Origin of the sequence: Bradyrhizobium erythrophlei, assembly GCF_900129425.1 — a bacterium.
GTDB lineage: Bacteria > Pseudomonadota > Alphaproteobacteria > Rhizobiales > Xanthobacteraceae > Bradyrhizobium > Bradyrhizobium erythrophlei_C.
The window spans coordinates 2,416,839-2,441,801 of record NZ_LT670817.1; the positions used below are offsets into that span (position 1 = coordinate 2,416,839).

General features: G+C 64.2%; 15 protein-coding genes and 1 pseudogene. 12 read left to right on the forward strand and 4 right to left on the reverse strand.

The window, feature by feature from the left end; genetic code table 11:
- The first annotated feature begins 148 nt into the window (after window positions 1-148).
- The 4 genes from B5527_RS11335 (at window position 149) to B5527_RS11350 (ending at window position 6,038) form a co-directional block, all read left to right on the forward strand.
- Entirely contained in the window at window positions 149-1,531 is a 1,383-nt protein-coding gene (locus B5527_RS11335; protein WP_079601360.1) for an MFS transporter, read from the forward strand.
- Between the two features lie 118 nt (window positions 1,532-1,649).
- A complete protein-coding gene (locus B5527_RS11340) occupies window positions 1,650-2,075 on the forward strand; it encodes a globin family protein (protein WP_079601361.1) in 426 nt (141 codons plus the stop codon).
- Between the two features lie 12 nt (window positions 2,076-2,087).
- The gene (locus B5527_RS11345) at window positions 2,088-3,305 is read left to right on the forward strand and encodes an NAD(P)/FAD-dependent oxidoreductase (RefSeq protein WP_079601362.1); all 1,218 of its coding nucleotides are present in this window, start codon (window positions 2,088-2,090) and stop codon (window positions 3,303-3,305) included.
- Between the two features lie 21 nt (window positions 3,306-3,326).
- A complete protein-coding gene (locus B5527_RS11350; protein WP_079601363.1) occupies window positions 3,327-6,038 on the forward strand; it encodes a nitrate reductase in 2,712 nt (903 codons plus the stop codon).
- Between the two features lie 8 nt (window positions 6,039-6,046).
- On the opposite strand, the gene B5527_RS11355 is transcribed toward B5527_RS11350, so the two are convergent.
- Window positions 6,047-7,045 (reverse strand): acyl-CoA desaturase, encoded by a 999-nt coding sequence (locus B5527_RS11355; protein ID WP_079601364.1) that lies wholly within the window; start codon window positions 7,043-7,045, stop codon window positions 6,047-6,049.
- A gap of 162 nt (window positions 7,046-7,207) precedes the next feature.
- A pseudogene (locus B5527_RS11360) lies at window positions 7,208-7,354 on the reverse strand (carbohydrate ABC transporter permease); the annotation flags it as partial.
- 119 nt (window positions 7,355-7,473) lie between these two features.
- Between B5527_RS11360 and B5527_RS11365 the strand changes: the two are divergent.
- From B5527_RS11365 to B5527_RS11380, 4 genes are all read left to right on the forward strand, one after another.
- Window positions 7,474-8,370 (forward strand): SMP-30/gluconolactonase/LRE family protein, encoded by an 897-nt coding sequence (locus B5527_RS11365; protein ID WP_079607222.1) that lies wholly within the window; start codon window positions 7,474-7,476, stop codon window positions 8,368-8,370.
- A gap of 110 nt (window positions 8,371-8,480) precedes the next feature.
- On the forward strand, window positions 8,481-9,347 hold the full coding sequence (locus B5527_RS11370) for an aldo/keto reductase (protein WP_079607223.1): 867 nt from the start codon (window positions 8,481-8,483) through the stop codon (window positions 9,345-9,347).
- A gap of 180 nt (window positions 9,348-9,527) precedes the next feature.
- A complete protein-coding gene (locus tag B5527_RS11375; protein WP_079601365.1) occupies window positions 9,528-10,472 on the forward strand; it encodes a DMT family transporter in 945 nt (314 codons plus the stop codon).
- 224 nt (window positions 10,473-10,696) lie between these two features.
- Window positions 10,697-16,072, forward strand: a complete 5,376-nt coding sequence (locus B5527_RS11380; RefSeq protein WP_245332584.1) for an autotransporter-associated beta strand repeat-containing protein — start codon at window positions 10,697-10,699, stop codon at window positions 16,070-16,072.
- A gap of 46 nt (window positions 16,073-16,118) precedes the next feature.
- Here the strand turns inward: B5527_RS11380 and B5527_RS11385 are convergent, their stop codons facing one another.
- Window positions 16,119-16,580 (reverse strand): Lrp/AsnC family transcriptional regulator, encoded by a 462-nt coding sequence (locus B5527_RS11385; RefSeq protein WP_079601367.1) that lies wholly within the window; start codon window positions 16,578-16,580, stop codon window positions 16,119-16,121.
- A 138-nt stretch (window positions 16,581-16,718) separates the two neighbouring features.
- On the opposite strand from B5527_RS11385, the gene B5527_RS11390 reads away from it, so the two are divergent.
- Both B5527_RS11390 and B5527_RS11395 read left to right on the forward strand, forming a co-directional pair.
- On the forward strand, window positions 16,719-19,085 hold the full coding sequence (locus B5527_RS11390; protein ID WP_079601368.1) for a hypothetical protein: 2,367 nt from the start codon (window positions 16,719-16,721) through the stop codon (window positions 19,083-19,085).
- A 209-nt stretch (window positions 19,086-19,294) separates the two neighbouring features.
- Entirely contained in the window at window positions 19,295-20,725 is a 1,431-nt protein-coding gene (locus tag B5527_RS11395) for an aldehyde dehydrogenase family protein (protein ID WP_079601369.1), read from the forward strand.
- 204 nt (window positions 20,726-20,929) lie between these two features.
- On the opposite strand, the gene B5527_RS11400 is transcribed toward B5527_RS11395, so the two are convergent.
- The gene (locus B5527_RS11400; RefSeq protein ID WP_079601370.1) at window positions 20,930-21,895 is read right to left on the reverse strand and encodes an SMP-30/gluconolactonase/LRE family protein; all 966 of its coding nucleotides are present in this window, start codon (window positions 21,893-21,895) and stop codon (window positions 20,930-20,932) included.
- 258 nt (window positions 21,896-22,153) lie between these two features.
- Here B5527_RS11400 and B5527_RS11405 point away from each other — a divergent pair, with 258 nt between their 5' ends.
- A complete protein-coding gene (locus B5527_RS11405) occupies window positions 22,154-22,972 on the forward strand; it encodes an NAD-dependent epimerase/dehydratase family protein (RefSeq protein ID WP_079601371.1) in 819 nt (272 codons plus the stop codon).
- A 242-nt stretch (window positions 22,973-23,214) separates the two neighbouring features.
- Complete coding sequence (locus B5527_RS11410; protein WP_079601372.1) at window positions 23,215-24,921, forward strand: IlvD/Edd family dehydratase; 1,707 nt, start codon at window positions 23,215-23,217, stop codon at window positions 24,919-24,921.
- Window positions 24,922-24,963 lie beyond the last annotated feature (42 nt).

Here is a 24,963-nt window from a genome sequence, read left to right on the forward strand (position 1 = left end):
GTGCCGACGCCATTGATGCCGTCCATCGAAACCAATCATCCGATTTGTGACCGCCAGACCGGGGCCTCCCCGGAACGCGCATCCATGCCTTCGAGCGCGATCTCCCCGATGAAAGCGGCAACGCCCGTTCAGAAAAGGAAATCTTTAAATGAGCCAGCAGAACCCGACCTGGATTTCGGAATGGAAGCCAGAAGATGAGACGTTCTGGAACTCGACGGGCAAAGTCATCGCGCGGCGCAATCTGATCTGGTCGATCGTCGCGGAGCATATCGGATTTTCCGTCTGGCTGATCTGGAGCATCGTTGCGACCAAACTGCCGCAGGCCGGTTTCCACTACACGACCGACCAGTTGTTTCAGCTGGTGGCCATCCCCGGGCTGATCGGCTCGCTGATGCGATTTCCCTACACCTTTGCGGTAACGACTTTCGGTGGACGCAACTGGACCATCTTCAGCGCCTCGGTGCTTTTCATCCCGACCTTTGGCCTTGCCTATTTCGTCAGCGAGCCCGGTACCCCGTTCTGGCTGATGCTGCTGGTGGCTTCCACGGCAGGTCTCGGGGGCGGCAACTTCGCCTCGAGCATGGCCAATATCTCCTTCTTCTATCCCGACCGCATGAAGGGCTGGGCGCTCGGCCTGAACGCGGCCGGCGGCAATATCGGCGTCAGCAGCGTCCAGTTGCTCACGCCCATCCTGATGGGGGTCGGCCTTCTCAATCTCTACCAGGCGACACCGGTTGGGGGCGTCTACCTCCAGAACGCCGGACTGATGTGGGTATTGCCGTTATGCGTCGCGATCTTCGGCGCGATTTTCTTCATGAACAACCTGACCTCGGCCAAGTCCTCGTTCAAGGACCAGCTCGCCATCGTCGGGCGCAAGCACACCTGGATCATGGCCTTCATCTATATCGGGACGTTCGGCTCCTTCATCGGCTACTCGGCCGCGTTTCCGCTGCTGATCAAGACGCAATTCCCGGCGGTTACCATCGCCATCGCGTTCCTCGGACCGCTGGTGGGCTCGCTCTCGCGTCCGCTCGGCGGCCTACTCGCCGACAAGGTCGGCGGCGCGATCGTGACGTTCTGGAATTTCATCGCGATGGGCGCGGCGACGATCGGCGTGCTGTACTTCGTCGGCGTCAAGGACTTCACCGGCTTCCTGGTGATGTTCCTGATCCTTTTCGTCACCACCGGCGTCGGCAACGGCTCGACCTACCGGATGATCCCGTCGATTTTCCGCGAGGAGAATCTGGCGAAGGCCAGGGGCAAGGGCGAAGCCGGCCGGGCACTCGCTTTGAAGGCAGCCAGCATCGAGAGCGGCGCCGCGCTCGGTTTCATCGGCGCGATCGGCGCCTGCGGCGGCTACTTGATCCCGAGCGGCTTCGGCAAGTCGATCGCCATCACCAGTGGTCCGCAGCTGGCGCTGGAAATCTATCTGGCGTTCTACGCGGTCTGCCTGGCGCTCACCTGGTGGCACTATTTGCGTCGCAGTCCGGCGGCCTCGGGTGCGACCAGCCTCGCCGAAGCGCGGGTGTGAAGTGCTGCGCGCACTCGTCATCGCCGGGCTTAACCCGGCAATCCGTCGAATGCGCGAGACCTTTTAGGATGGATGCGCGGGTCAAGCCCGCGCATGACGGAAGTAAACGGAGAGCACCATGACAGCTGACCAAGTCAAACTCGTGCAAGAGAGCTTCGCCAAGGTCGCGCCGATTTCGGAAACCGCGGCGGTGCTGTTTTACGATCGCCTGTTCGAGATCGCGCCATCGGTAAGGGCGATGTTTCCAACTGACATGACCGAGCGGCACAAGAAGCTGATGGCGATGCTGGCCACTGTGGTCAGCGGGCTCGGCAATCTTAAATCCATCCTGCCGGCCGCGAGCGCGCTGGCGACGCGCCACGTCAGCTACGGTACGAAACCGGAGCACTATCCCGTGGCCGGAGCCGCATTGCTCTGGACCCTGGAAAAGGGACTTGGCGATGCCTGGACATCGGAAGTCGCTGGCGCATGGTCGGCGGCTTACGGCACGCTGTCCGGCTTCATGATTTCCGAAGCCTATGGCCGCCCTCAGGCCGCCGAGTAAGGGACACACAAGGTGAGCGAACCACTGGTTGTGGTCGGCAACGGAATGGCCGCCGCGCGTCTGGTCGATGAACTGGCGAAAGTCGCGCTCGGGCGCTACGCCATCGCCGTCATCGGCGACGAGCCGCGGCTTGCCTATAATCGCGTGCTGCTGTCGTCGGTGCTGGCGGGCGAAACCGCCTCGCATGATATCGAGCTCAAGCCCGCGGCGTGGTGGCGCGACCGTGGCGTTACCTTGAAATATGGGTGCGCCGCCACCGAAATCGATATCGGCCGCCGCGAACTCAAGATCGCCAACGAGGAAAGCATCGCGTTTTCCAGGCTGGTGCTCGCTACCGGCTCGACGCCGCTGCGGCTCAACGTACCCGGCGCCGATCTCGCCGGCGTGCACACCTTTCGCGACAGCCGGGATGTCGATCTGCTGCTGTCGCTCGCCGCGCAGAGAAAGCGCGTCGTCGTGGTCGGCGGCGGGTTGCTCGGGCTGGAAGCGGCCTACGGCCTCGCCAAGGCCGGCGCGTCGGTGACGCTGCTGCATCTGATGGACCGGCTGATGGAGCGTCAGCTCGATCGGCCGGCGGCAAAGCTGTTGAAATCCCTGGTCGAGCGCAAGGGCATCAGAATTCTTCTCGAGGCCAATACCGCGCGGATCCATGGCGAGACCCACGTCCGGGCCGTCGAACTGACCGACGGACGCCGGATCGATGCCGACGCGGTGATATTCGCGGCCGGCATCCGGCCCAATGTCGCGCTGGCGAAAGACGCCGGAATTCCCGTCAACCGCGGCATCGTGGTTGACGACGTCATGCAATCCGGCGCGCCGGAGATCTACGCGCTCGGCGAATGCGCCGAGCACCGCGGCATCTGTTACGGCCTGGTCGAACCGGCCTACGAGCAGGCGCGGGTGCTGGCGCGACATTTGGCGGACGAAGCCGCGGCCTATGGCGGCAGCGTCGTTGCGACCAACCTGAAAGTCTCCGGCGTCGGCGTGTTTTCCGCCGGCGATTTGATGGGCGCCGAGGGCAGCGAAACCATCCTGCTCAACGATGTCACGCAGGGCATCTACAAGAAGCTCGTGATATCGCAGGGTCGGCTCACCGGCGCCGTGTTGGTCGGCGATGTCGCCGACGCGCTCTGGTATCTCGAGCTGATCCGCAACCGGCAGCCGATCGCAAGAATTCGCAGCGAGATGATGTTCGGCCGCGCGCTCGCGGTTCGATCGGAGGCGGCGTGACCCGATGACCGGATGGTTTGAATGACCGCTGTCGATCCCGCACTGCGCGCCACGCGCACCACCTGTCCCTATTGCGGCGTCGGCTGCGGCGTGTTGGCGACGCCCGATGGCAACGGCGGCGCCGCGATATCCGGCGATCCCGGGCACCCCGCCAATTTCGGACGGCTGTGCTCGAAAGGCTCGGCGCTCGGCGAAACAATTGGGCTCGAGAGCCGGCTGCTGTATCCGATGATCCGCTGCAGCAAGGGCGCCATGGAGCAGGTGGCCTGGACCGATGCGCTCGACCATGTCGCGCACCGGTTTCGCCATATCATCGCGCACGACGGCCCGGGCGCGGTCGCGTTCTATCTCTCCGGGCAACTGCTGACCGAGGACTATTACGTCGCCAACAAGCTGATGAAGGGATTCATCGGCAGCGCCAATGTCGACACCAATTCGCGGCTGTGCATGGCCTCGTCGGTCGCCGGCCATCGCCGCGCCTTCGGTGCCGACACCGTGCCCGGGTGTTATGAGGATCTCGACGAGGCCGATCTGTTGGTGCTGGTCGGCTCCAACGCGGCCTGGTGTCATCCGGTCCTGTTCCAGCGCATGCTCGCCAACAAGCAGAAGCGCGGCGCGCGCATTGTCGTGATCGATCCGCGCCGGACCGATACCGCTGGGGATGCCGACCTGTTTTTGGGGCTGAAGCCCGGCACCGACACCGCGCTGTTCAGCGGGCTGTTGGTGCATCTCGCCGACAGCGGCGCGCTCGATTCCAGCTATATCGAATGTCACACCAGCGGTTTCGACGACGCGCTGGCGCGTGCGCGGAACATCGCCGGCAGCGTTGCCGCGACCGCGCTGGCGACCGGGCTGTCCGAGCCGGATGTCGCGGCCTTCTTCCAGATTTTTGCGAATACGCCGCGCGTGGTGACGCTGTATTCGCAGGGCGTCAACCAGTCGGCGCAAGGCACCGACAAGGTCAATGCCATCATCAATTGCCACCTCGCCACCGGGCGAATCGGAAAACCCGGGGCGTCGCCATTCTCGCTGACCGGACAACCCAATGCGATGGGCGGGCGCGAGGTCGGCGGCCTCGCCAACCAGCTCGCAGCCCACATGGCGTTCACGCCGCCCGAGATCGACCGGGTGCGCCGGTTCTGGAAGGCGCCGCGGATCGCGACCCATGAGGGACTGAAGGCGGTCCAGATGTTCGAGGCGATCGGGCGCGGCGAGATCAAGGCCTTGTGGGTGATCGGCACCAACCCGGCGGTATCGTTGCCGGACGCCGACGCCGCGCGCGCCGCGTTGAAAAAACTCGAGTTGTTCGTGATCTCGGAGAATGTCCGCTCCAACGACACCGTCAACGCGGGCGCGCATGTGCTGCTGCCGGCGCAGGCCTGGGGTGAGAAATCCGGAACCGTGACCAATTCGGAGCGGCGGATCTCGCGGCAGCGCGCGTTCCTTGACCCGCCGGGGGAGGCCAAAGCGGACTGGTGGATCGTCAGCGAAGTGGCCAAGCGGCTCGGCTTCGGCGCGGCGTTCGATTTCAAATCGGCGGCCGAGGTGTTCCGCGAACATGCCGCGCTGTCGGCGTTCGAGAACAACGGCAACCGCGATTTCGATATCGGCGCATTGGCGTCGCTGTCGGACGAGGCGTTCGATGCGATGGCGCCGGTGCTGTGGCCGATGCGGCTCGGCGAAGTCGAGCCGCAGCAGCGTTTTTTCGCCGACGGCGGATTTTTTTTAAACGACCGCAAGGCACGCTTCATCGCGCCCGAAATTCCCGCGTTGCGAACCGAGACCACGGCTGGGCGGCCGCTGCGGCTGAATACCGGCCGCATCCGCGACCAATGGCACACCATGACCCGCAGCGGTATCAGCCCGCGATTGGGCCAGCACCTGCCGGAGCCGTTCGTCGAGGTTCATCCCGCCGACGCGACGAGGTTCGGCGTGACTGACGGCGGTTTCGCGCGCGTCGTCACCGACTACGGCCAATGCGCGCTGAGGGTTGCGGTCAGCGAGCGCCAGCAGCGCGGCATGCTGTTCGCGCCGATCCACTGGAGCGAAGCGACGGCGTCCGCCGCGCGCGTCGGCGCGCTGGTGGCGCCGTTCACCGATCCCTATTCCGGCCAGCCCGAGAACAAGGCGACGCCGGCATCGATCGCGCCTTATGAATACGTGTTTCGCGGTTTTGCGCTGTCGCGGGTGCAACTGAAATTGCCTGACCATGTCTGGTGGGCGCGCGTCGCCGTCACCGGCGGTTACGGCTATCTGCTCGCCGACAATGCCGATCTGGCCGGATGGCAATCGTGGCTGCGCTCTGTGGCCGGCGGCGATCTCGCCGAATACCTGGATTTTGGCGGCGGCATTTACCGCGCGGCGTCGTTTTCGGATCAACGCATCGAAACCTGCCTGTTCGTCGGTCCGGCGCGGGACGCAGGCGACTGGGGCGTGGTGAAGAGCCTGTTCGCCGCCGATAGTCTCAGCGACGATCAGCGCCGGATGCTGCTGTCGGGCAAATCCGTCGACGGCCTGGCCAGCGGCGGCCCCGTCGTCTGCGCCTGTTTCGGGGTCGGCCGCGCCACGATTTGCGACGCCATCGCGGCGGGGGCACGCTCGGCCGGTGAAATCGGTGCGCGACTGAAAGCCGGCACCAATTGCGGCTCGTGCATTCCAGAGATGAAGCGGCTGATCGGGCAGACGAATGTCGCCGGTGCCGAACAACGTCAATTAGCCCGCGCCGCGAACTGACTACAGCGTTAGCTCGCCATCGGCTTTGCCCGCGCTTCCGGCGCGGTCTCCGTCGGATGCCGCTCGGAGACGTGCATGATGTCGTGGACAAGCCCGAGCTTTCCAAGCCCGAGGATGATGAGGCCATTGAGGTCGAATTCGTACCACGCATGGGAGATGTAGGCGTCGCGTGGAAAACGATGATGGTTGTTGTGAAGCCCCTCGCCGAAGGTGAGGATCGTCGACAGAAGCTCATTCGTGGAGGCGTCGTCGACGTTCTTGAAGCGGCGGTACCCGTATTTGTGGCAGACCGATCCGGTCAGCGAACTGACCATGATCAGGAGATAGGCCCGGAGAAGTCCGGAGAACAGCACGCACCCGACCATGACGTGCAGGCCGCCCAGCCAATAACCGATCGCACCTGGGATGAAGACCGCGGACAACCCGTACCAGTACCATCGGGTGCGGACGAAGAACATGGCGGTCGGGTCGGCCAGGATGTCCTTGGCGTACAGTTCGTTGTCGGTCATGGTGTCGTCGAACGCCCAGGCGCCGTGCGCGTGCAGGATACCTTTCAAAACGCTCACGTAGCGGTAGCCGCGTCCATCGTAATGCGGGCTGTGCGGATCGCCAACATCGTCGGCGTAGAGATGGTGCCGGCGGTGGTTGCCGACCCATTTGAGCAGCGAGCCCTGGACCGCCATCTGGGCGATGGCGCAGAAGAATATCCGCATCACCGGTCCGCATCGGAAGCTCCGGTGCACGAGCAGCCGATGCATGCCGGCGCCGATGCCGAAGGTGGTGAGCGCGAACATTGCCGCGAACACGGCGATTTCCACGCGGCCGATGCCCTGCACCAACGCCCAGACCACCGCCGCAGCCGACCCCGCGTACAGGATTCCGAGCAACAGATAGGTCTCGCGGAGCTTTTCCTGCACCAGCGGTCCGCCGACGATGACCCCCGGCGGGAGTGGTGGCGCCGCCGATGCGGACTGTTCCGGCTGGATCCCTGCTTCGGCTACGGACATGCCGGAACTACTCCTTGATGAGGCGCGCCGTGGTGTTGGTGCGCTGCACTACCCTACATTGCGCGACCGGTCCCTCCAAGGCCTTGGTTAAAAAAAGGTTAACTTGCCGGAGTACCGGTCGACCATGCCGGACCTGCTCCGGGATCGCGGGGATCGGCCGGCCGCGCCGGCCGTCAACCCCGCCACGATCTGGCGCTGCGCGAACACCGTCAGCAGCAGCACCGGCAGGGTGACGATCAGCGCCGCCGCGGCGAGCGGGCCCCAGCTCAGCTGATCGAAGGAAATCATGTTGCAGACCGCGACCCCGAGCGGGTCCGCTCCGTTGCCCAGGATCGGGACAAGCACGTCATGCATGCGCCGCGATATCGACGGGGCAGATGTGCTCATTTATGGTGCGGCGGATCTTTCACGGGTGAACCGACGCGATGATGTATCTGGACGACCCGCCGCGGCTGATCGGCACGGAAACATTTTCGGCGATGCCCGATCGCTTCAGGCGCAAGGACGTGCGCACTGACTGGGCCGACGCCAACCGGCCGGGTCAGTCGACCGACTGTTTCATCGAAGGTCCGTCGTTCGATGCCGACGGCCATCTCTACATCGTCGATATCCCGTTCGGACGCATCTTCAGGATCGCGCCTGACGGGCAATGGTCGCTTGTCGTGGAATATGACGGCTGGCCCAACGGCCTCAAGATTCACCCCGACGGACGTATTTTTGTTGCCGACTACATGCACGGCATCATGGAGCTCGACGCGAAGGCGGGGCGGATGCAGCCGGTGCTGACCGCGCGCAATTCGGAATCCTTCAAGGGCTGCAACGACCTGCATATCGCCGCGAGCGGCGATATCTATTTCACCGACCAGGGACAGACCGGCCTGCACGATCCCTCCGGGCGGGTCTATCGGCTTTCGCCTCAGGGGCGACTCGACTGCCTGATCGACAAGGGCGTCAGCCCGAACGGCCTCGTACTCGATCCCACCGAGAAAGTATTGTTCGTGGCGATGACGCGCGACAACGCGGTCTGGCGCATGCCGCTGATGAAGGACGGCAGCGTCGCAAAAGTCGGCCGCTTCTGTTCGTTGTTCGGCACCAGCGGCCCCGATGGTCTCACCATGGACAAGGCTGGCCGCCTGTTCGTGGCACATGCCTCGCTCGGCCACGTCTTCGTGTTTGCGCCCAACGGCGAGTTGATCGCGCGCATCAAATCCTGCACTGGGCCGAGCTGCACCAATGTCGCCATCGGTAGCGAGAAACGCGATCGTCTCTATATTACGGAGTCGGTGACGGGCACCGTGATGGTGGCGGATATCGGGAACCTCTAAACGTCATTGCGAGCGAAGCGAAGCAATCCATTCTTTCTTTTTGTGGTGCGGTGGATTGCTTCGCGGAGCCTGTCATCGGGCGGCGCTTTGCGCCGACCCGTTGGCTCGCAATGACGGAGATATTAAACGAGGCGATCTTGAAGCAGCAAAAATTCGGCAACACCGGCCCGTTGGTCTCAGTGATCGGGCAGGGCACCTGGTACATCGATCGCGGGGATCGCAAGGCCGCGGTCGCCGCGTTGCGCCGCGGCATCGATCTCGGTATGACCCACATCGACACCGCCGAGATGTATGGCGATGCCGAACTGGTGGTCGCCGAGGCGATCGCCGGGCGGCGCGACGAGATATTTCTGGTCTCGAAAGTCCTGCCGAGCAACGCATCGCGGCGCGGCACCGTCACGGCGTGCGAACGTTCATTGCAGCGGTTGAAAACCGACCGGCTCGATTGCTACCTGCTGCACTGGCGCGGATCCTATCCGCTGTCGGAAACCGTCGCCGCGTTCGAGCAACTGGTCGACGCTGGGAAAATCCGCTCTTGGGGTGTCAGCAATTTCGATGCCGATGATCTCGACGAGATGCTTGATGTCGCCGGCGAGGGCAAGATCGCCTGCAACCAGGTGCTCTATCATCTAAAGGAGCGCGCGATTGAGCACGCGGTGATTCCGTGGTGCGAAGCGCACGGCACGGCGGTGGTTGCCTATTCGCCGTTCGGCCACAATGATTTTCCGCAACCGCGCAGCAAGTCCGGCGAAGTGCTGCAGGCTATCGCCAAGTCGCATGGCGCGTCGCCGCGCCAAATCGCACTGGCTTTCCTGACGCGCCGGCCGTCGGTGTTTGCGATTCCGAAAGCCTCCAGTCAGCAGCACGCCGCCGACAATGCGGCCGCCGGCGAGATTTCGCTTGGCAGTGACGACATCGCGGCGCTCGACAAAGCCTTCCCGCGTGGCGCAAGACCGCGAAGCCTGCCGATGTTGTGAGGGCGCGGGCGCGGCAAGCCGCCGCACGCAATCACGCATATCCGCTGCCTGTTTTCGGGCGTTGCCGTTGCGACGCAACTATCGTTTTTTAGACACCCGCCGATTCGATATTTTAGATTTTGCACCCCGGGTTTGACCGTGACCCCGCCATCCGCCGCAGCCGGGCCGGACAGTGCCCCATTGCCCCTGCCTGAGAAAAAATCAGTCGCACGCACCGCGCCGGCGCGCGCCGACCGGCCGTTCCGCGGCATCGCGCTCATTCTTCTGTCGACGGTGTTTCTCGGAACATCCGATGCCACCTCGAAATATCTGTCGTCGACATTGCCGTCGATCGAGATCGCCTGGATCAGGTTTCTGGTATTTGTGCTGATCATGGTGCCCGCCATGCTGCCGGGCACGCCGCTGTATGCCTTGCGCTCGCGGCGCCCCGGCCTGCAGCTGATGCGCGCCATGGCCTTGCTCGCGTCTTCGCTGCTTTTCATCTCCGGTTTGCGGTTTCTACCCATCGCCGAGGCATCCGCCACCAGTTTCGTCTCGCCGTTGTTCGTTACCGCACTGTCGATTTTCCTTCTCGGCGAGAACGTCGGTTTGCGCCGCTGGGTGGCGACCGCTGTCGGTTTGATCGGCGTACTGATCATCCTGCGGCCGGGCTCCAGTGCGTTTCATCCGGCCGCGTTTTTTCCGATCGTATCGGCATTCGCCTGGGCCTGCACCTTGATCATGACGCGCATGATGAGCGGCCGGGAACGCACGGTCACCACCATGACATGGTCGTCGGTCGCAGGCCTGTGCATCCTGTCGGCGCTGGTGCCGCTGGTCTGGGTCGCGCCGAGCTGGCACGATGTTCTCTTTGGAATTCTGATCGGCGTCGCGTCGACCGCGGGACAGTGGATCGTCGTGCTGGCGTTTCGCTACGCCGATGCCTCGGTGCTGGCGCCGTTTTCCTATACCCAACTGTTGTGGGTCTCGTTGCTCGGCTTCCTGATCTTCGGCGAAGTGCCCGACGTCTGGACCGTGACCGGGGCCGCGATCATCGTCGCGAGCGGTCTCTACACCGCGCATCGCGAGCATATCAGGCGCTCGCAGCTGTTGGCGCTGCAGGTCGAGCCGGCGCCCAGCGCGTGAACGACCCGTATCCTTTTCGCCACATCCGTCCAAAATCGCTCCGAAACGGCGTTCGCAACCTAGAATTTTATCCTAAATCCGCCGCGACTTGCGACGGCCGTCGTGACTCCCTTTTGAGGATTTGCGACAACCCGACAGGGGGCGTCGGCCATCAATGGACTGGACGCTGAGGAAGGCCGGGCAGGTGGGGAATTGTGGGTAATTCGCTTAAAGCATTTTTTTGTTTGAATTTTGCGCGTCGCCGGTCCGCACTTGTGCTCAGCGTTGCGCTGACCGGGCTGGCTCTTGGCTTTTTGTCGCCTGCAAATGCCCAGTACGTCGTTACCAACACGTCGGACGACGTCAACATCGCGGGATCGTTGCGTAATGCCCTGTTGCAGGCCAGCGCCACGGGCGGCACCATCACTTTCGATGCCGGGCTGGCGGGCCAAACAATCAATGTCGGCAACATTGCCGGCAGCGCGCTGATTGCAAGCGCCGCGGCGCCGATCACCATTGACGGGTCGGGAGCGCCGGGCCTGATCCTTAGCGGCGACAATACCAATCGCGTGTTTTTCGTTCAGTCGGGCTCGCTGGATATTGCCAACCTGACGATTGCCAACGGAAGGGCCGCCGGCGGCGATGGCGGATTTGGCAACGGTGGGGGTGGCGGCGGGCTCGGGGCCGGTGGCGCCGTTTACGCGGCTGCAGGCAGTTCGGTCACGGTTTCAAGCGTTACCTTCTCGCAAAATAGCGCGGTGGGAGGCGCCGGCGGCGCGGGTGGCAGCCCCGGATATGGCGGCGGCGGTGGCGGCGGACTCGGCGGCGGCGGCGGCGTCGGCGGCACCAATAGCGGCGGCGGCGGCGGCGGTTTCTCCGGCGGCGGCGGCGGCGGCGATTCGCTCGGAAGCGGCACCTTCTTCGGTTTTCTCGGAGCTGGCGGCAACGGCAGCGGCGGCGCGGGTGGCCACGGCGCTACCGATGCGGCGCCGATCGCCGGTGGCGGTGCCAATGGCGGCGCCGGCAGCGTGGGCGGCGGCGGCGGTGGGATTGGCGGGGGCAATGGTACCCCCGGCGGCGGCGGTGGCGGCGGGGGCCTTGCCGGAGCAATCGGGGGCTCCGGCGGCAATGCTGGTGGTGTTGGCGGCGGCGGCGGCGGAAATTCAGGCACAGGGGGCGCAGGCGCGGCCTATGGCGGCGGCGGCGGCAGCAGTGGTGCGGGAGGCAATGCCGGCTTTGGCGGTGGCGGCGGCGGAAGCGGGCCCACCGGTGGTCCCAACTCCGGCGGCAATGGCGGTTTCGGCGCTGGTGGTGGCGGCAACGGCGCCTATGGCGGGACCGGGGGCGTCGGCGGCGTCGGCGGTCAGAACGGAATTTCTAACGGCCATTATCTGGGTGGCAATGGCGGCGCGGGAGCAGGGCTCGGCGGCGCGGTGTTCGCCGAGCAGGGCGCCACCATCAACCTCGTCGGAAATACGACCTTCAATGGCGGAAGCGTCACCGGCGGCACCTCCAACACGCCGTGGAGTTCCACCGCCAACCTCGGAGGCAATGCCGGCAGCGATCTGTTCATCCTGACCGACACTTCTTCGGCCGGCGCAACGACCTACACGCTCAATCCCGGTGCCGGCTCGACCCTGACGTTCAACGGCAGCATTGCCGATGCGAGCGCCAGCAGCCTGAGCGGGACCAATGCCGGCAATAGCGATCCCAGTTACGTCCCTGGCGGGGGCGGCGGACTTGCGTTGTCGCTCACCGGGGGCACTGTCGCGCTCAACGGCATCAACACTTTTGCCGGCGGCACGACGGTCGCGGATGGCGCCACCCTCTCGCTTGGCAACGACGGCGCGCTCGGCACCGGCACGCTCACCATGGGCCAATTGTCGACGGATCAAACGACGCTGGTGTTGAACGGCAACGGCCTCAACATCGCCAACGCCATGGTCTTCAACAGCGATCCCGTCATCACCGTCGCCACCGGCAATACCAACACGATGTCGGGCGCCATCAGCGGCGCCGGCGACATCGTGCTCAACGGCGGTGGCACACTGGTGCTGTCCGGCGCCAACACCTATACCGGCGGCACCACGATCTGCGGCACCGCCTGTGGCGTAGCCGGCGGCGGCAGCACGTTGCGCGTCGGCGTCGACACCGTGGGCACGCCGGGCGCGATTACGTCCTCGGCAATCGGCACCGGGACGTTGACCTTTGATGGCGGCACGCTGCAGGCCGGTGGCAACTATACTGTTGCCAATACGGCGCAGATCAATTCGACCGGCGGCACGATCGACGCCAACGGTTTCACGTTCACCTATTCAGGTGACATCGCCGATGCACCTGCGAATGTCGGCGGACTGACAATCAAGGACAGCGCCGGAACGACCGGCGTCGTGGTGCTGTCCGGCGTCAACACCTATTCGGGCGGCACCGTGATCTCGGCCGGCATCCTGCAGGTGACCAACAGCAGCTCGATCGGCTCGGGCGCGGTGGCGATGGACGGCGGCACCTTCCAGGCCGATGGCCTCGGCGATCTGACCTTCAGCAACAATTTCAAGGTCAACACCACAGGCGGCGCGGTCGACAACAACGGCATCGTGCTGACGCTGTCGGGTACCATTTCCAACGGCAACGGCTCAACCGGCGTGCTGCAACTGACCGATTCTTCGGGTGGTTCCGGCACCACGGTTCTATCCGGCGTCAACACCTATACCGGCGGGACGAACGTGGTTGGCACTGCGCTCCAGGTGACCAATAACAGTTCGGTCGGCACGGGCACGGTGACGCTTGAGAACGGATTCTTCCAGGCTGACGGTCTCAGCGACCTGACCTTCACCAATAACTTCAAAATCAACGCTACGCCGTCCGGAAGCGCGATCGACGCCAACGGCATCTCGCTGACGATTGCCGGCAACATCACCGACGGCAGCGGCGGTGCGGGCAAGTTGACCGTGTTCGATACATACGGCGGCGGCGTGGTGATCCTGACCGGGACCAACACCTATAGCGGCGGCACCACGATCTGCTCGTGCGGCACGCTGCAGCTCGGTACGCTCGCGACGACGGCAAGCATCGTCGGCGCCGTCACCAACGAAGGTGTCTTCAACATCGTCAATGCCAATACCGCCGGCATCACCTCGATCACCACCGATGGCGTGGGTGCCTTTACCTCGTTCTTCGGCAGCAACACCGCTGGCACCGCCATGCTCGTCAACAAGAATGGCGGATCGACCGCATTTTTCGATACCAGCACTGCCGGCAGCGCCAACATCACCAATAAAACCGGCGGCACCACGCTGTTCGGTTTTCCCGGCGGCACGGATACCAGCACGGCCGGCAATGCGACCATCACCAACAACAATGGCGGGACCATCTTCGTGGCGATGACCGATGCCGGCACCGCCCACATCACCAACAGCAATAATGGCGGAACGGAGTTCGGCGAGCTTGCATCCGCCGCGTCCGCGACCATCACCAACAATAACCACGGCTTTACTTCCTTCGGCCAGGCCTTTGGCACGGATACACCAACGGCCGGCAGCGCCACGATCACCAACAATTCCGGCGGCTACACCGCTTTCAACGCATTTTCCACCGCCGGCAACGCGATCATCACCACCAACAGCGGCGGTGCCACCTATTTCTACGACAACTCGACTGGCGGCGCCGCGCAGTTCATCACCGCCGGCACCGGCTTTGTCGATTTCTCCGGCAGCCTCGGTCCGAACGGCGATGGCCTGGTCGCGGCAGGCTCGATCGCGGGTTCGGGATTCTACTATATCGGGGCGGGCAACACGCTGGTCGTCGGCGGCAACAACCTCTCGACCACGGTCAGCGGCGTGATCGCCGACTTCAATCCGTGCGGCTGCGGGCCGGCGGGGCCGGGTGCGCTGGAGAAGGTCGGCACCGGCACGCTGACGCTATCGGGCACCAACACCTATACCGGCAACACCACGGTGAACGGCGGTGTGCTGGATGTGGAGGGAACGATTGCTTCTTCACCCCTCACGACCGTCAACGCCAACGCTTCGCTGACCGGTGCCGGCACCGTCGGCAACACCGTGATCGCGGGCGGCGGTATTTTCCTGCCCGGCAACGGCACGCCGGGCACGTCCATGACGGTATCAGGCAGTCTCGCGTTCCAGTCGGGCGCGCTGTACCTGGTGCAGATCAACTCTGTCACGTCGACCTTCGCCAACGTCACCGGCGCAGCCACGCTGGCCGGCACCGTCGGCGTCTCGGTCGCGGTCGGCAGCACGGTCATGAAGCAATACATGATCCTGACCGATGCCGGCGGCCACAGCGGCGCCTTTGACGGGGTTGGCGTCCTCGGGGCGCCGGCCGGATTGACCGCCACGCTGAGCTACGACCCGACGCATGTCTACGTCAATTTCGCGCTCGACTATGGGGCTTCTCCCGGTCTCAACGTCAACCAGCGGAAGGTCGGCACTGCGCTGAACAATTTCTTCAGTGCCAATGGCACCATCCCAGCAGCGTTCGTCGCGCTGCCGTCCTCCGGGCTCACCCAGATCTCGGGCGAGCTGGCGACCGGCTCGCAGCAGGCCACCTTCGATGCGATGAACCTGTTTCTGGGAATGCTGACCGACCCGTTCATCGCCGGCCGCGGCGACGGCGTAACCGGGGGCGCCGGCGCAACGCCGTTCGCCGAGGAAAGCAACGGCGCCAGCGCTTATGCGTCAAACCCCAACGCACGCAGCAAGAGCGAGCGCGACGCTTATGCGGCGATCTATCGCAAGGCGCCCGTGGTGGCCGACAGCTTCAATCAGCGCTGGAGCGTGTGGGGCGCGTCCTATGGCGGCGGCAGCACCACGGACGGCAACGCGGCGCTGGGATCGAACACGTCGACGGCGCGCGCGTTCGGCGTCGTCGCGGGCGCGGATTATCGCTTCTCGCCCGATACGCTGGCGGGTTTTGCACTTGCCGGCGGCGGCACCAATTTCAGTGTCAACAATCTGGGCTCCGGGCGCTCCGACCTGTTCCAGGCCGGCGCGTTCGTGCGTCACAATGTCGGCGCGGCCTATGTCTCGGCGGCGCTGGCCTATGGCTGGCAGGATGTGACGACCGATCGCACCGTAACCGTCGCCGGCGTCGACCGGCTGCACGCGGAGTTCAACGCCAATGCCTGGTCGGGACGCGTCGAAGGCGGTTACCGCTACGTAACGCCGTGGATGGGCGTCACGCCCTATGCCGCCGGACAATTCACCACCTTCAGCCTGCCGGCCTATGCCGAACAGGTGCTGTCCGGCAGCGGGGCCTTTGCACTGAGTTACGCGGCTAAGGACGTCACCGATTCACGTTCCGAGCTCGGCGTGCGCACTGACAAATCGTTCGCGATGCCAGATGCGATCCTGACGCTGCGCGGCCGTTTCGCCTGGGCGCATGATTTCAACGCCGACCGCAATATCCAGGCGGTGTTCCAGACGCTGCCCGGCGCGTCCTTTGTCGTCAATGGCGCGGCGCAGGCACATGATTCGGCGCTGACCACGGCGTCGGCCGAGATGAAATGGCTGAACGGCTTCTCGCTCGCCGCCACCTTCGAGGGCGAATTTTCAGGCGTGACTACGTCCTATGCCGGCAAGGGCGTCGCGCGCTACGCGTGGTGAGGCTCGCCGCCGCGTTCGCCGGGACGACCGAGGATGGTGCACACCCTCACACCGGCAGCGCGATCGAATACTTCACCTGGCTCAGCGCAAAGCTCGACTCGATCGAGGCAATGCCGTCGAGGCGCGTGAGCTTGTTTTTCAAAAACGCTTCATAGGATGACAGATCGGCGGCGACGACGCGCAGCAGATAGTCGCGGTTTCCCGTCATCAGATAGCACTCCAGCACCTCGTCCCATTTCGAGATCGCTTTGGCAAACCGGTTGAGGTCTTCCTCCTTCTGCCGGGCGAGCTTGATCGAGATGAACACGCTGACATGCAGGCCCAGCGATTTCTGGTCGACGGTCGCGATATAGCGCGTGATCACGCCGCGCTCTTCCAATAGCTTGACCCGGCGATGGCAGGGCGAGACTGACAGGCCGACCTTGTCGGCGAGTTCCTGCATGGTGGTGCGGCTGTCGGATTGCAGCAGGCTGAGGATTTTGCGGTCAATGGCATCAAGCGTGGGCATTGGGATAAACTCTGGCTGAAGGGCTTCGGATTGGTAATTTATCCCAATTTGCGTGGGTATGTCGCGGGAATTTGAGATTTTTCACGAAACGCGGCGCGCTAACATCGCCAGATCATCTTTGTGTCGCGGAGTACCGCCATGCCGATCGAGCCCGCACGCCTTGAAACGCTGTCCGCGCTGGCCCGCAAAGTCCTGTGGCTGTCGTCGTGGACCATCCACCACGCCAACCACATCAGGCCCAATGCCGACGGTCTGAAGGTCGGCGGCCATCAGGCCTCCTCGGCCTCGCTCGCCACCATCATGTCGGCGCTGTATTTCGGGGTGTTGCGCCCCGAGGACCGTGTCGCGGTGAAGCCGCATGCGAGCCCGGTGTTTCACGCCATCCAGTATCTGTTCGGGCACCAGACCCGCGACAAGCTGGAAAATTTCCGCGGTTTCAGGGGCGCGCAGTCCTATCCGTCGCGCACCAAGGACACCGACGACGTCGATTTCTCCACCGGATCGGTCGGCCTCGGCGTCGCGCAGACTTTGTTTTCCTCGCTGGTGCAGGACTACGTCAAGGCGCATGGCTGGATGAAGGACCGCCCGGAGGGGCGGATGATCGCGCTGGTCGGCGACGCCGAGATGGACGAGGGCAACATCTTCGAGTCGCTGCTGGAGGGCTGGAAGCACGGCCTGCGCAACACCTGGTGGGTGGTCGACTATAACCGGCAGAGCCTCGATGCCGTGGTGCGCGAAGGGCTGTGGGAAAAATTCGAATCCATGTTCCGCAATTTCGGCTGGGACGTGGTGATCGTGAAATACGGCCGGCTGATGCGATCGGCCTTCGCCGAGCCCGGCGGCGAGGCGCTGAAGCGCTGGATCGACGCCTGTCCGAACCAGATGTATGCGGCGCTGTGTTTTCAGGGCGGGGCCGCGTTCCGCAGGCATTTGCGCGACGAGATCGGCGATCAGGGCGCGGTGTCGCAACTGATCGACAAGCGCAGCGACGACGAGTTGCTCGAACTGATGTCCAATCTGGGCGGACACGACATGGCCAGCATGATCGAGGCGTTCGAGTCGATCGATCATGATCGGCCCGTCTGCTTCATCGCCTATACCATCAAGGGTATCGGCCTGCCGTTCCAGGGCCACAAGGACAACCATGCGGGATTGATGACGGTCACCCAGATGGAGAAGTGGCGCGCCGCTCAGAACATCCGGCCGGGGCATGAATGGGAAAAGTTCGAAGGACTGTCGCAGCAACCGGCGGCGCTGGAGGCGTTTCTCGCGGATGCGCCGTTCAACCGCGACGGCCGGCGCCGGCTGACCGCGCCGGTCATCGACGTGCCGCAGCAGCTTTCGTTCAAGCCGTCGCCGCAGATGTCTACCCAGCAAGGGTTTGGGCTGGTGCTCAATGAACTTGCGCGCGGCGACACCGAACTGGCGTCGCGCGTCGTCACGGCATCACCCGACGTCACGGTGTCGACCAATCTCGGCGCCTGGGTCAACCGGCGCGGGCTGTTCGCGCGCGCCGAGAAGGCCGACTTGTTCCGAAGCGAGAAGATCCCCTCGACCTTCAATTGGGATTTTTCGCCGAAGGGACAGCACATCGAACTCGGCATCGCCGAGATGAACCTGTTCATCCTGATGTCGGCGCTGGGTCTGTCGCACACCATCAATGGCGAACGGCTGTTGCCGATCGCCACCCTGTACGATCCCTTCATCGAACGCGGCCTCGATGCGCTGAACTACGCCTGCTACCAGGACGCGCGCTTCATGGTGGCGGCGACGCCGTCGGGCATTACGCTTTCGCCGGAAGGCGGCGCGCATCAGTCGATCGCGACACCCCTGATCGGTATGGCGCAGGATGGGCTGGTCTCGTTCGAGCCGGCCTTTGTCGACGAACTCGCCGTGATCATGGGCTGGGGTTTTGGGCACATGCAGCGTGAGGCCGGCGAGGGGGGCTCGCTGTACCTGCGGCTTTCGACGCGCACGGTCGAGCAGCCGCAACGCATCATGACGCCGGACCTGCAGCGGGGCATCACCGATGGCGCCTATTGGCTGCGCAAGCCCGGCGAGAATTGCGAAGCCGTGATTGCCTATACCGGTGCGGTGGCGCCGGAGGCGATCGAGGCGATCGGATTGATCGGCGAAAGCCGCCGGGACGTCGGCCTGCTCGCGATCACGTCGGCGGACCGGCTGCATGCGGGGTGGACGGGGGCACGAAAACTGCGCCGCGACCGCCGCGGCGTAGCCCATCTCAGCCATATCGAAAAACTGCTCGCGCCGCTGCCGCGCGACTGCGGCATCGTCACCGTGATCGACGGTCACCCGGCGACGCTGGGCTGGCTCGGCAGCGTGCGCGGCCACCGGGTCGAAGCGCTCGGTGTCGAACATTTCGGCCAGACCGGCTCGATCGGCGACCTCTACCGCCACCACGGCATCGACGCCAACGCCATCATCGACGCCGCCGAAAGCCTGACGGCGGGTGCCCCGGTGCGGCACCGCAAGATGGCGGTTTAATTTCTTACCCTGCCCCTCCAGGGGAGGGTAGGGATCGCGCGCAAGTGACGCCGCCCGTCTTGCTTCCCCCACGCCACCGACCTTATATCAAGCATCCGTTGCAGTGCAGCGGCCCGCTTATGGCGGGTTCATTTTTCCGGACATTCGTGCGAGGATGCGCGCCGAACGTTCCGTTCCCCTCCAATAGCCCCGAAATCTAGAGGTTCACGATGGTCAACCGCATGCAATTCTACATCGATGGCGCCTGGGTCGATCCGGTCGTCAAGAAGTCCACGCCCGTCGTCAACCCGGCGACCGAAGAGGCGATGTATGAGGTTGCGCTCGGCTCCAAGGCCGACGTCGACAAGGCGGTGGCTGCCGCCAAGCGCGCCTTCGAGACGTTTTCGCAGACCAGCCGCGAAGAGCGCGTGGCGCTGCTCGGCAGGATCATCGAGGTCTACAAGACCCGCATGAAGGATATCGGCGCTGCCGTCTCCGACGAGATGGGCGCGCCTTTGCCGATGGCCGAGAAGCTGCAGGCCGGCGCCGGCCTCGGCCACCTCGCTTCCACGATGGAGGTCCTGAAAAACTATCGTTTCGAGGAGCCGGTCGGCTCCGCCGTGGTGGTGCGCGAACCCGTCGGCGTCATCGGCATGATCACGCCGTGGAACTGGCCGCTGAACCAGATCGCCTGCAAGGTCGCGCCCGCCCTCGCCGCCGGCTGCACCATGATCCTGAAGCCGAGCGAATTCACCCCGTCGTCGGCGTTGATCTTCGCGGAAATCCTGCATGAAGCAGGCGTGCCCAAAGGCGTGTTCAACCTGATCAACGGTCTCGGCCCTGAAGTCGGCGCCGCCATGAGCGAGCATCCGGACATCGACATGATCTCGTTCACCGGCTCGACCCGCGCCGGCGTCGACGTCGCCAAGCGCGCCGCCCCGACCGTCAAGCGCGTGAGCCAGGAACTGGGCGGCAAGTCGCCGAACGTCATCCTCGAAGGCGCCGACCTCACCAAGGCCGTCACCGGCGGCGTGATGCACATGTTCAATAATTCCGGGCAGTCGTGCAATGCGCCGTCGCGGATGATCGTGCCGCTGTCGAAGATGAAGGAAGTCGCCGCCATCGCCAAGGGCGTCGCCGACAAGACCAAGGCCGGCGATCCCCGCGCGGAGGGCACCACCATCGGTCCGGTGGTGTCGCGCATCCAGTGGGACAAGATCCAGACCCTGATCCAGAAGGGCATCGATGAAGGTGCCACGCTGGTGGCCGGCGGCCCAGGCCTGCCGGAAGGCGTCAACAAGGGCTTCTACGTGCGTCCGACCATCTTCGCGGATGTCACCAACGACATGACCATCGCGCGCGAGGAAATCTTCGGGCCAGTGCTGACGATCCTCGGCGCCAAGGACGAAGCCGACGCGGTGCGGATCGCCAACGATACCCCGTATGGTCTGGCCGGTTACGTCTCCGCCGACAGCGTCGAATCCGCCCGCAAGGTCGGCCGCAAGCTGCGCGCCGGCAACGTCAACCTGCAGGGCGTCCCCAACGACCGCACCGCGCCGTTCGGCGGCTACAAGCAGTCCGGCAACGGCCGCGAATGGGGCCAGTACGGCCTGGAAGAATATCTCGAGGTCAAGGCAATCGCCGGCTTCAACGCGGCGTAAGTTTTCGGACGACATTGAAAGCGCCGGGGCGAGGGAATCCTGCTCCGGCGTTTTTGCGTTTTACCGGATCAATGAACACATTCGATGTCGTCCCTGCGAACGCAGGGACCCATAGCCACCGATGCTCGTTGTCGGGGAAGGTGTTTGACCTCGTGCCAAATACATGCGGCACGGCGTGTCCCTGCGTTCGCAGGGACGACGTCTCTATCCTCCCAGCGCGCCCTGCGTGTTCACATAGAGCGCATAGATCGACTGGCTCGCGGCCATGAACAGGCGGTTGCGCTTCAAGCCGCCGAAACACAAATTCGCGCAGCGCTCGGGCAGCGCGATGCGGCCGATCAGGACGCCGTCGGGGGCGTAGACCACGACGCCGTCGAGTTCGGGATCGCCCATGCCCCAGCCGCACCACAGATTGCCGTCGATGTCGGCCCGCATGCCGTCGGGGGTGCCTTTGCCGGCGTCGACGAACAGGCGCTTATTGGAAATCTTGTCGCCGCCCGGCGACACGTCGTAGGCGAGAATTTTCCGCGTCGGTTCGCCCCGGGATTCGATGATGTAGAGAATCTTCTCGTCGGGTGAGAAGCAAAGCCCGTTGGGCCCCAGGATGCCTTCGGCGACGATGGTCGATTTTCCGGTCTGGCCATCGATCCGATAGACATTCATGTCAATCTCGGACTCCGCCACATAGCCCTCGTAATTGCCGAGCAGGCCGAAGATCGGATCGGTGAACCAGATCGAACCGTCGGATTTCACCACCACGTCGTTCGGCGCGTTCAGCCGTTTGCCATCGAAGGAGTCCATCAACACCGTGATCGAGCCGTCATATTCGGTCCTGATGACGCGGCGGCCGCCATGCTCGCAGGTGATCAGGCGTCCCTGGCGGTCGCGGGTGTTGCCGTTGGCGAAATTCGACGGCTTTCGGAAAATACTGACCGCGCCGGTTTCCTCTTCCCATTTGAGGATGCGCTGGTTCGGAATGTCGCTGCACAACAAATAGCGCCCGTCGCCGAACCATACCGGGCCCTCGGCCCAGCGCAGTCCCGTGGTCAGCCGTTCCACCACCGACAGCTTCAGCCAGTATTTTTCAAAGCGCGGATCGAGCGCGTGGATCGCCGGATCGGGATAATACGTCGCCGGCTGCCAGCCGGCGCGGGGGGATTGATCGGACATTTGCTGTTCTCGTTGCTGTTTTGCTTCCTCACCAGTCCTGGTCTGCTATCATCGCCGTCTCGCGGCGGCAAGCATTCGTGTCCCGGATGCGATGCGGTGCGCAGCACCGCTTCGCAGAGCCGGGACCCATCGGTGTGGGCCCGGCTCTGCAGCGCATCACTTCGTGCTGCGCAGCGTCCGGGGCACGTGAGGCGCGCTTGCCGCACCGCGCTCGCCACGCCATACTCACGTCAACGCGATGAGAATTAGAGGGACGAAATGCCACGCATATTGATGACCGGCGCATCCGGGGGGATCGGCACCAGCCTGCGCAAGCTGCTGCCGGCGGTGTATCCGGATCTGCTGCTGAGCGACCTGAAAACGCCCGCCGACCTCGGCGCTCACGAAAAATTCAAGGCGGCGGAACTATCCGATCTCGCCCAGGTCGAGGCGATCTGCGAAGGCGTCGACGGCATCCTGCATTTCGGCGGCTACTCGGTCGAAGGCCCCTGGGACAACATCCTGCAGTCCAACATCATCGGCTGCTATAATCTGTTCGAGGCGGCGCGAAAGAAGGGCGTCAAGCGCATCGTGTTCGCGTCCTCCAACCATGCGATCGGCTTCTATCCGCGCCATCACCACATCGGAACCGACGTCACGCCGCGCCCCGACAGCCGCTACGGCGTCAGCAAGGTGTTCGGCGAGGCGGTCGGCGCGCTCTATGCCGACAAGCACGGACTGAAAGTGACCTGCATCCGCATCGGCAATTTCGGCGAAAAACCGCTGGATCACCGCCGGCTCTCGATCTGGCTGAAGCCGGAAGACCTCGTGCAACTGTGCCGGATCGGGCTCGACCATCCCGATATCCATTTCGAGATTTTCTATGGCGCGTCCGATAACGAGCGAACATGGTGGGACAACCATCGCGCCTACGACCTCGGCTATCGCCCGACCGGCCGCGCCGAGGACTTTCGCGAGCACGCTTTTGCCGAGCAGGCCAAGCTGCCGCCCGATCCGGTCGGCGATTTCTACCAGGGCGGCACGTTCTGCGGCATGGAGTTCGACGGCGACAAGAGCCGGATCTTCGACTTGAAATAGCTGCAATGCGCAGCGGCGAGCTTGCAGTGTTGCTTCGATGCCGCCACAACAAAGGTCGGCTCCCTCTCCCCTTGTGGGAGAGGGTTGGGGTGAGGGGTTCCGGTCTCTCGTGAGAGCAAAACCCCTCACCCGGATCGCATCTGGCGATGCGATCCGACCTCTCCCACAAGGGGAGAGGTGAAGACCGAGCGCTTTGCACTTTCGATCCAGACTCATGGATGAATTTCTAAAGGACACGCAAAATGGCTGACGGACTGCGCAAGGGACTGACGAGTTATGGCGACGCCGGATTTTCGCTGTTTCTGCGCAAGGCCTTCATCAAGGCGATGGGCTATTCCGACGATGCGCTGAACCGCCCTATCGTCGGCATCACCAATACCTACAGCGACTACAATCCCTGCCACGGCAACGTGCCCCAGATCATCGAAGCGGCGAAACGCGGGGTGATGCTGTCGGGCGCGATGCCGATGGTGTTTCCGACCATCTCGATCGCGGAGAGCTTTTCGCATCCTACCTCGATGTATCTGCGCAACCTGATGGCGATGGATACCGAGGAGATGATCCGGGCGCAGCCGATGGACGCGGTGGTGGTGATCGGCGGCTGCGACAAGACCCTGCCGGCGCAGATCATGGCCGCGGTCAGCGCCGATCTGCCGACCGTCGTGATTCCGGTGGGGCCGATGGTGGTCGGGCATCACAAGGGCGAGGTCTTGGGCGCCTGCACCGATTGCCGAAGGCTGTGGGGAAAATACCGCGCCGGCGAAATCGACGAGGTTGAAATCGAGGCCGTCAACGGCCGGCTCGCGCCCTCCGTGGGCACCTGCATGGTGATGGGCACCGCCTCTACCATGGCCTGCATCACCGAGGCGCTCGGACTGTCGCTGCCGATGAGCGCGACCATCCCCGCGCCGCATGCCGAGCGCTTTCGTTCGGCCGAAGCCAGTGGCCGGGTGGCCGCCGCGATGGCGGCGGCGAAGGGCCCGCGACCGAGTGAGTTGCTGACGCCGGCGGCATTCAGGAACGCACAGGTAGTGCTGCAGGCGATCGGCGGCTCGACCAACGGGCTCATTCATCTGACGGCGATCGCCAACCGCACCGAACATCGCATCGATCTTGAAGCCTTCGACAAGCTTGGCCGCGAGGTGCCGGTTCTGATCGACCTGAAACCGTCGGGCGAGCATTACATGGAGCATTTCCATCATGCCGGCGGCGTGCCGAAACTGATGGCGCAACTCGGCAACTTGCTCGACCTCGATGCCAAAACCATCACCGGCGCGACGCTGCGCGATGTCGTCGCCGGCGCCGAAGATGTGCCGGGGCAGGATGCGATCCGCCCGCGCAACGACCCGATCAAGCCCGAAGGCGCGATGGCGGTGCTGCACGGCAATCTCGCGCCGCGCGGCGCGGTGATCAAGCATTCGGCGGCGAGCCCCAAACTGCTGCAGCATACCGGTCGCGCCGTGGTGTTCGATTCCGTCGAAGACATGACGCTGCGGATTGACGATCCCGCGCTCGAAGTGAATGCCGACGACGTGCTGGTGCTGCGCAATGCCGGCCCCAAGGGCGCGCCGGGCATGCCGGAAGCAGGCTATCTGCCGATCCCGAGGAAACTGGCGCGCGGCGGCGTCAAGGACATGGTGCGGATCTCGGATGCGCGGATGAGCGGCACCGCATTCGGCACCATCGTGCTGCACATCACCCCGGAAGCCGCCGTCGGCGGTCCGCTGGCGCTGGTGCGGGACGGCGACATGATCCGGCTCGATGTTGCCAAGCGAAGCATCGACCTGTTGGTCGATGCCGCCGAACTGGAAAAGCGCCGCGCGGCGCTGAAGTTGCCAGCGACGCCGGAATGGGCCGCACGAGGCTACGCGCATCTGTTCAACGAAACCATTTTGCAGGCAGACGAAGGCTGCGATTTCGATTTCATGCGGGCCAAGGGGAAGGGGTAGCGCTCCGCTAAGGTCGTCATGCCCGCGAAGGCGGGCATCCAG

Coding starts and splice junctions, on each gene's coding strand:
- B5527_RS11370 (WP_079607223.1), top strand. CDS start 8,481: ATGACGGAGATATTAAACGAGGCGATCTTGAAGCAGCAAAAATTCGGC.
- B5527_RS11390 (WP_079601368.1), top strand. CDS start 16,719: ATGCCGATCGAGCCCGCACGCCTTGAAACGCTGTCCGCGCTGGCCCGC.
- B5527_RS11335 (WP_079601360.1), top strand. CDS start 149: ATGAGCCAGCAGAACCCGACCTGGATTTCGGAATGGAAGCCAGAAGAT.
- B5527_RS11340 (WP_079601361.1), top strand. CDS start 1,650: ATGACAGCTGACCAAGTCAAACTCGTGCAAGAGAGCTTCGCCAAGGTC.
- B5527_RS11385 (WP_079601367.1), bottom strand. CDS start 16,580: ATGCCCACGCTTGATGCCATTGACCGCAAAATCCTCAGCCTGCTGCAA.
- B5527_RS11395 (WP_079601369.1), top strand. CDS start 19,295: ATGGTCAACCGCATGCAATTCTACATCGATGGCGCCTGGGTCGATCCG.
- B5527_RS11350 (WP_079601363.1), top strand. CDS start 3,327: ATGACCGCTGTCGATCCCGCACTGCGCGCCACGCGCACCACCTGTCCC.
- B5527_RS11400 (WP_079601370.1), bottom strand. CDS start 21,895: ATGTCCGATCAATCCCCCCGCGCCGGCTGGCAGCCGGCGACGTATTAT.
- B5527_RS11405 (WP_079601371.1), top strand. CDS start 22,154: ATGCCACGCATATTGATGACCGGCGCATCCGGGGGGATCGGCACCAGC.
- B5527_RS11355 (WP_079601364.1), bottom strand. CDS start 7,045: ATGTCCGTAGCCGAAGCAGGGATCCAGCCGGAACAGTCCGCATCGGCG.
- B5527_RS11410 (WP_079601372.1), top strand. CDS start 23,215: ATGGCTGACGGACTGCGCAAGGGACTGACGAGTTATGGCGACGCCGGA.
- B5527_RS11365 (WP_079607222.1), top strand. CDS start 7,474: ATGTATCTGGACGACCCGCCGCGGCTGATCGGCACGGAAACATTTTCG.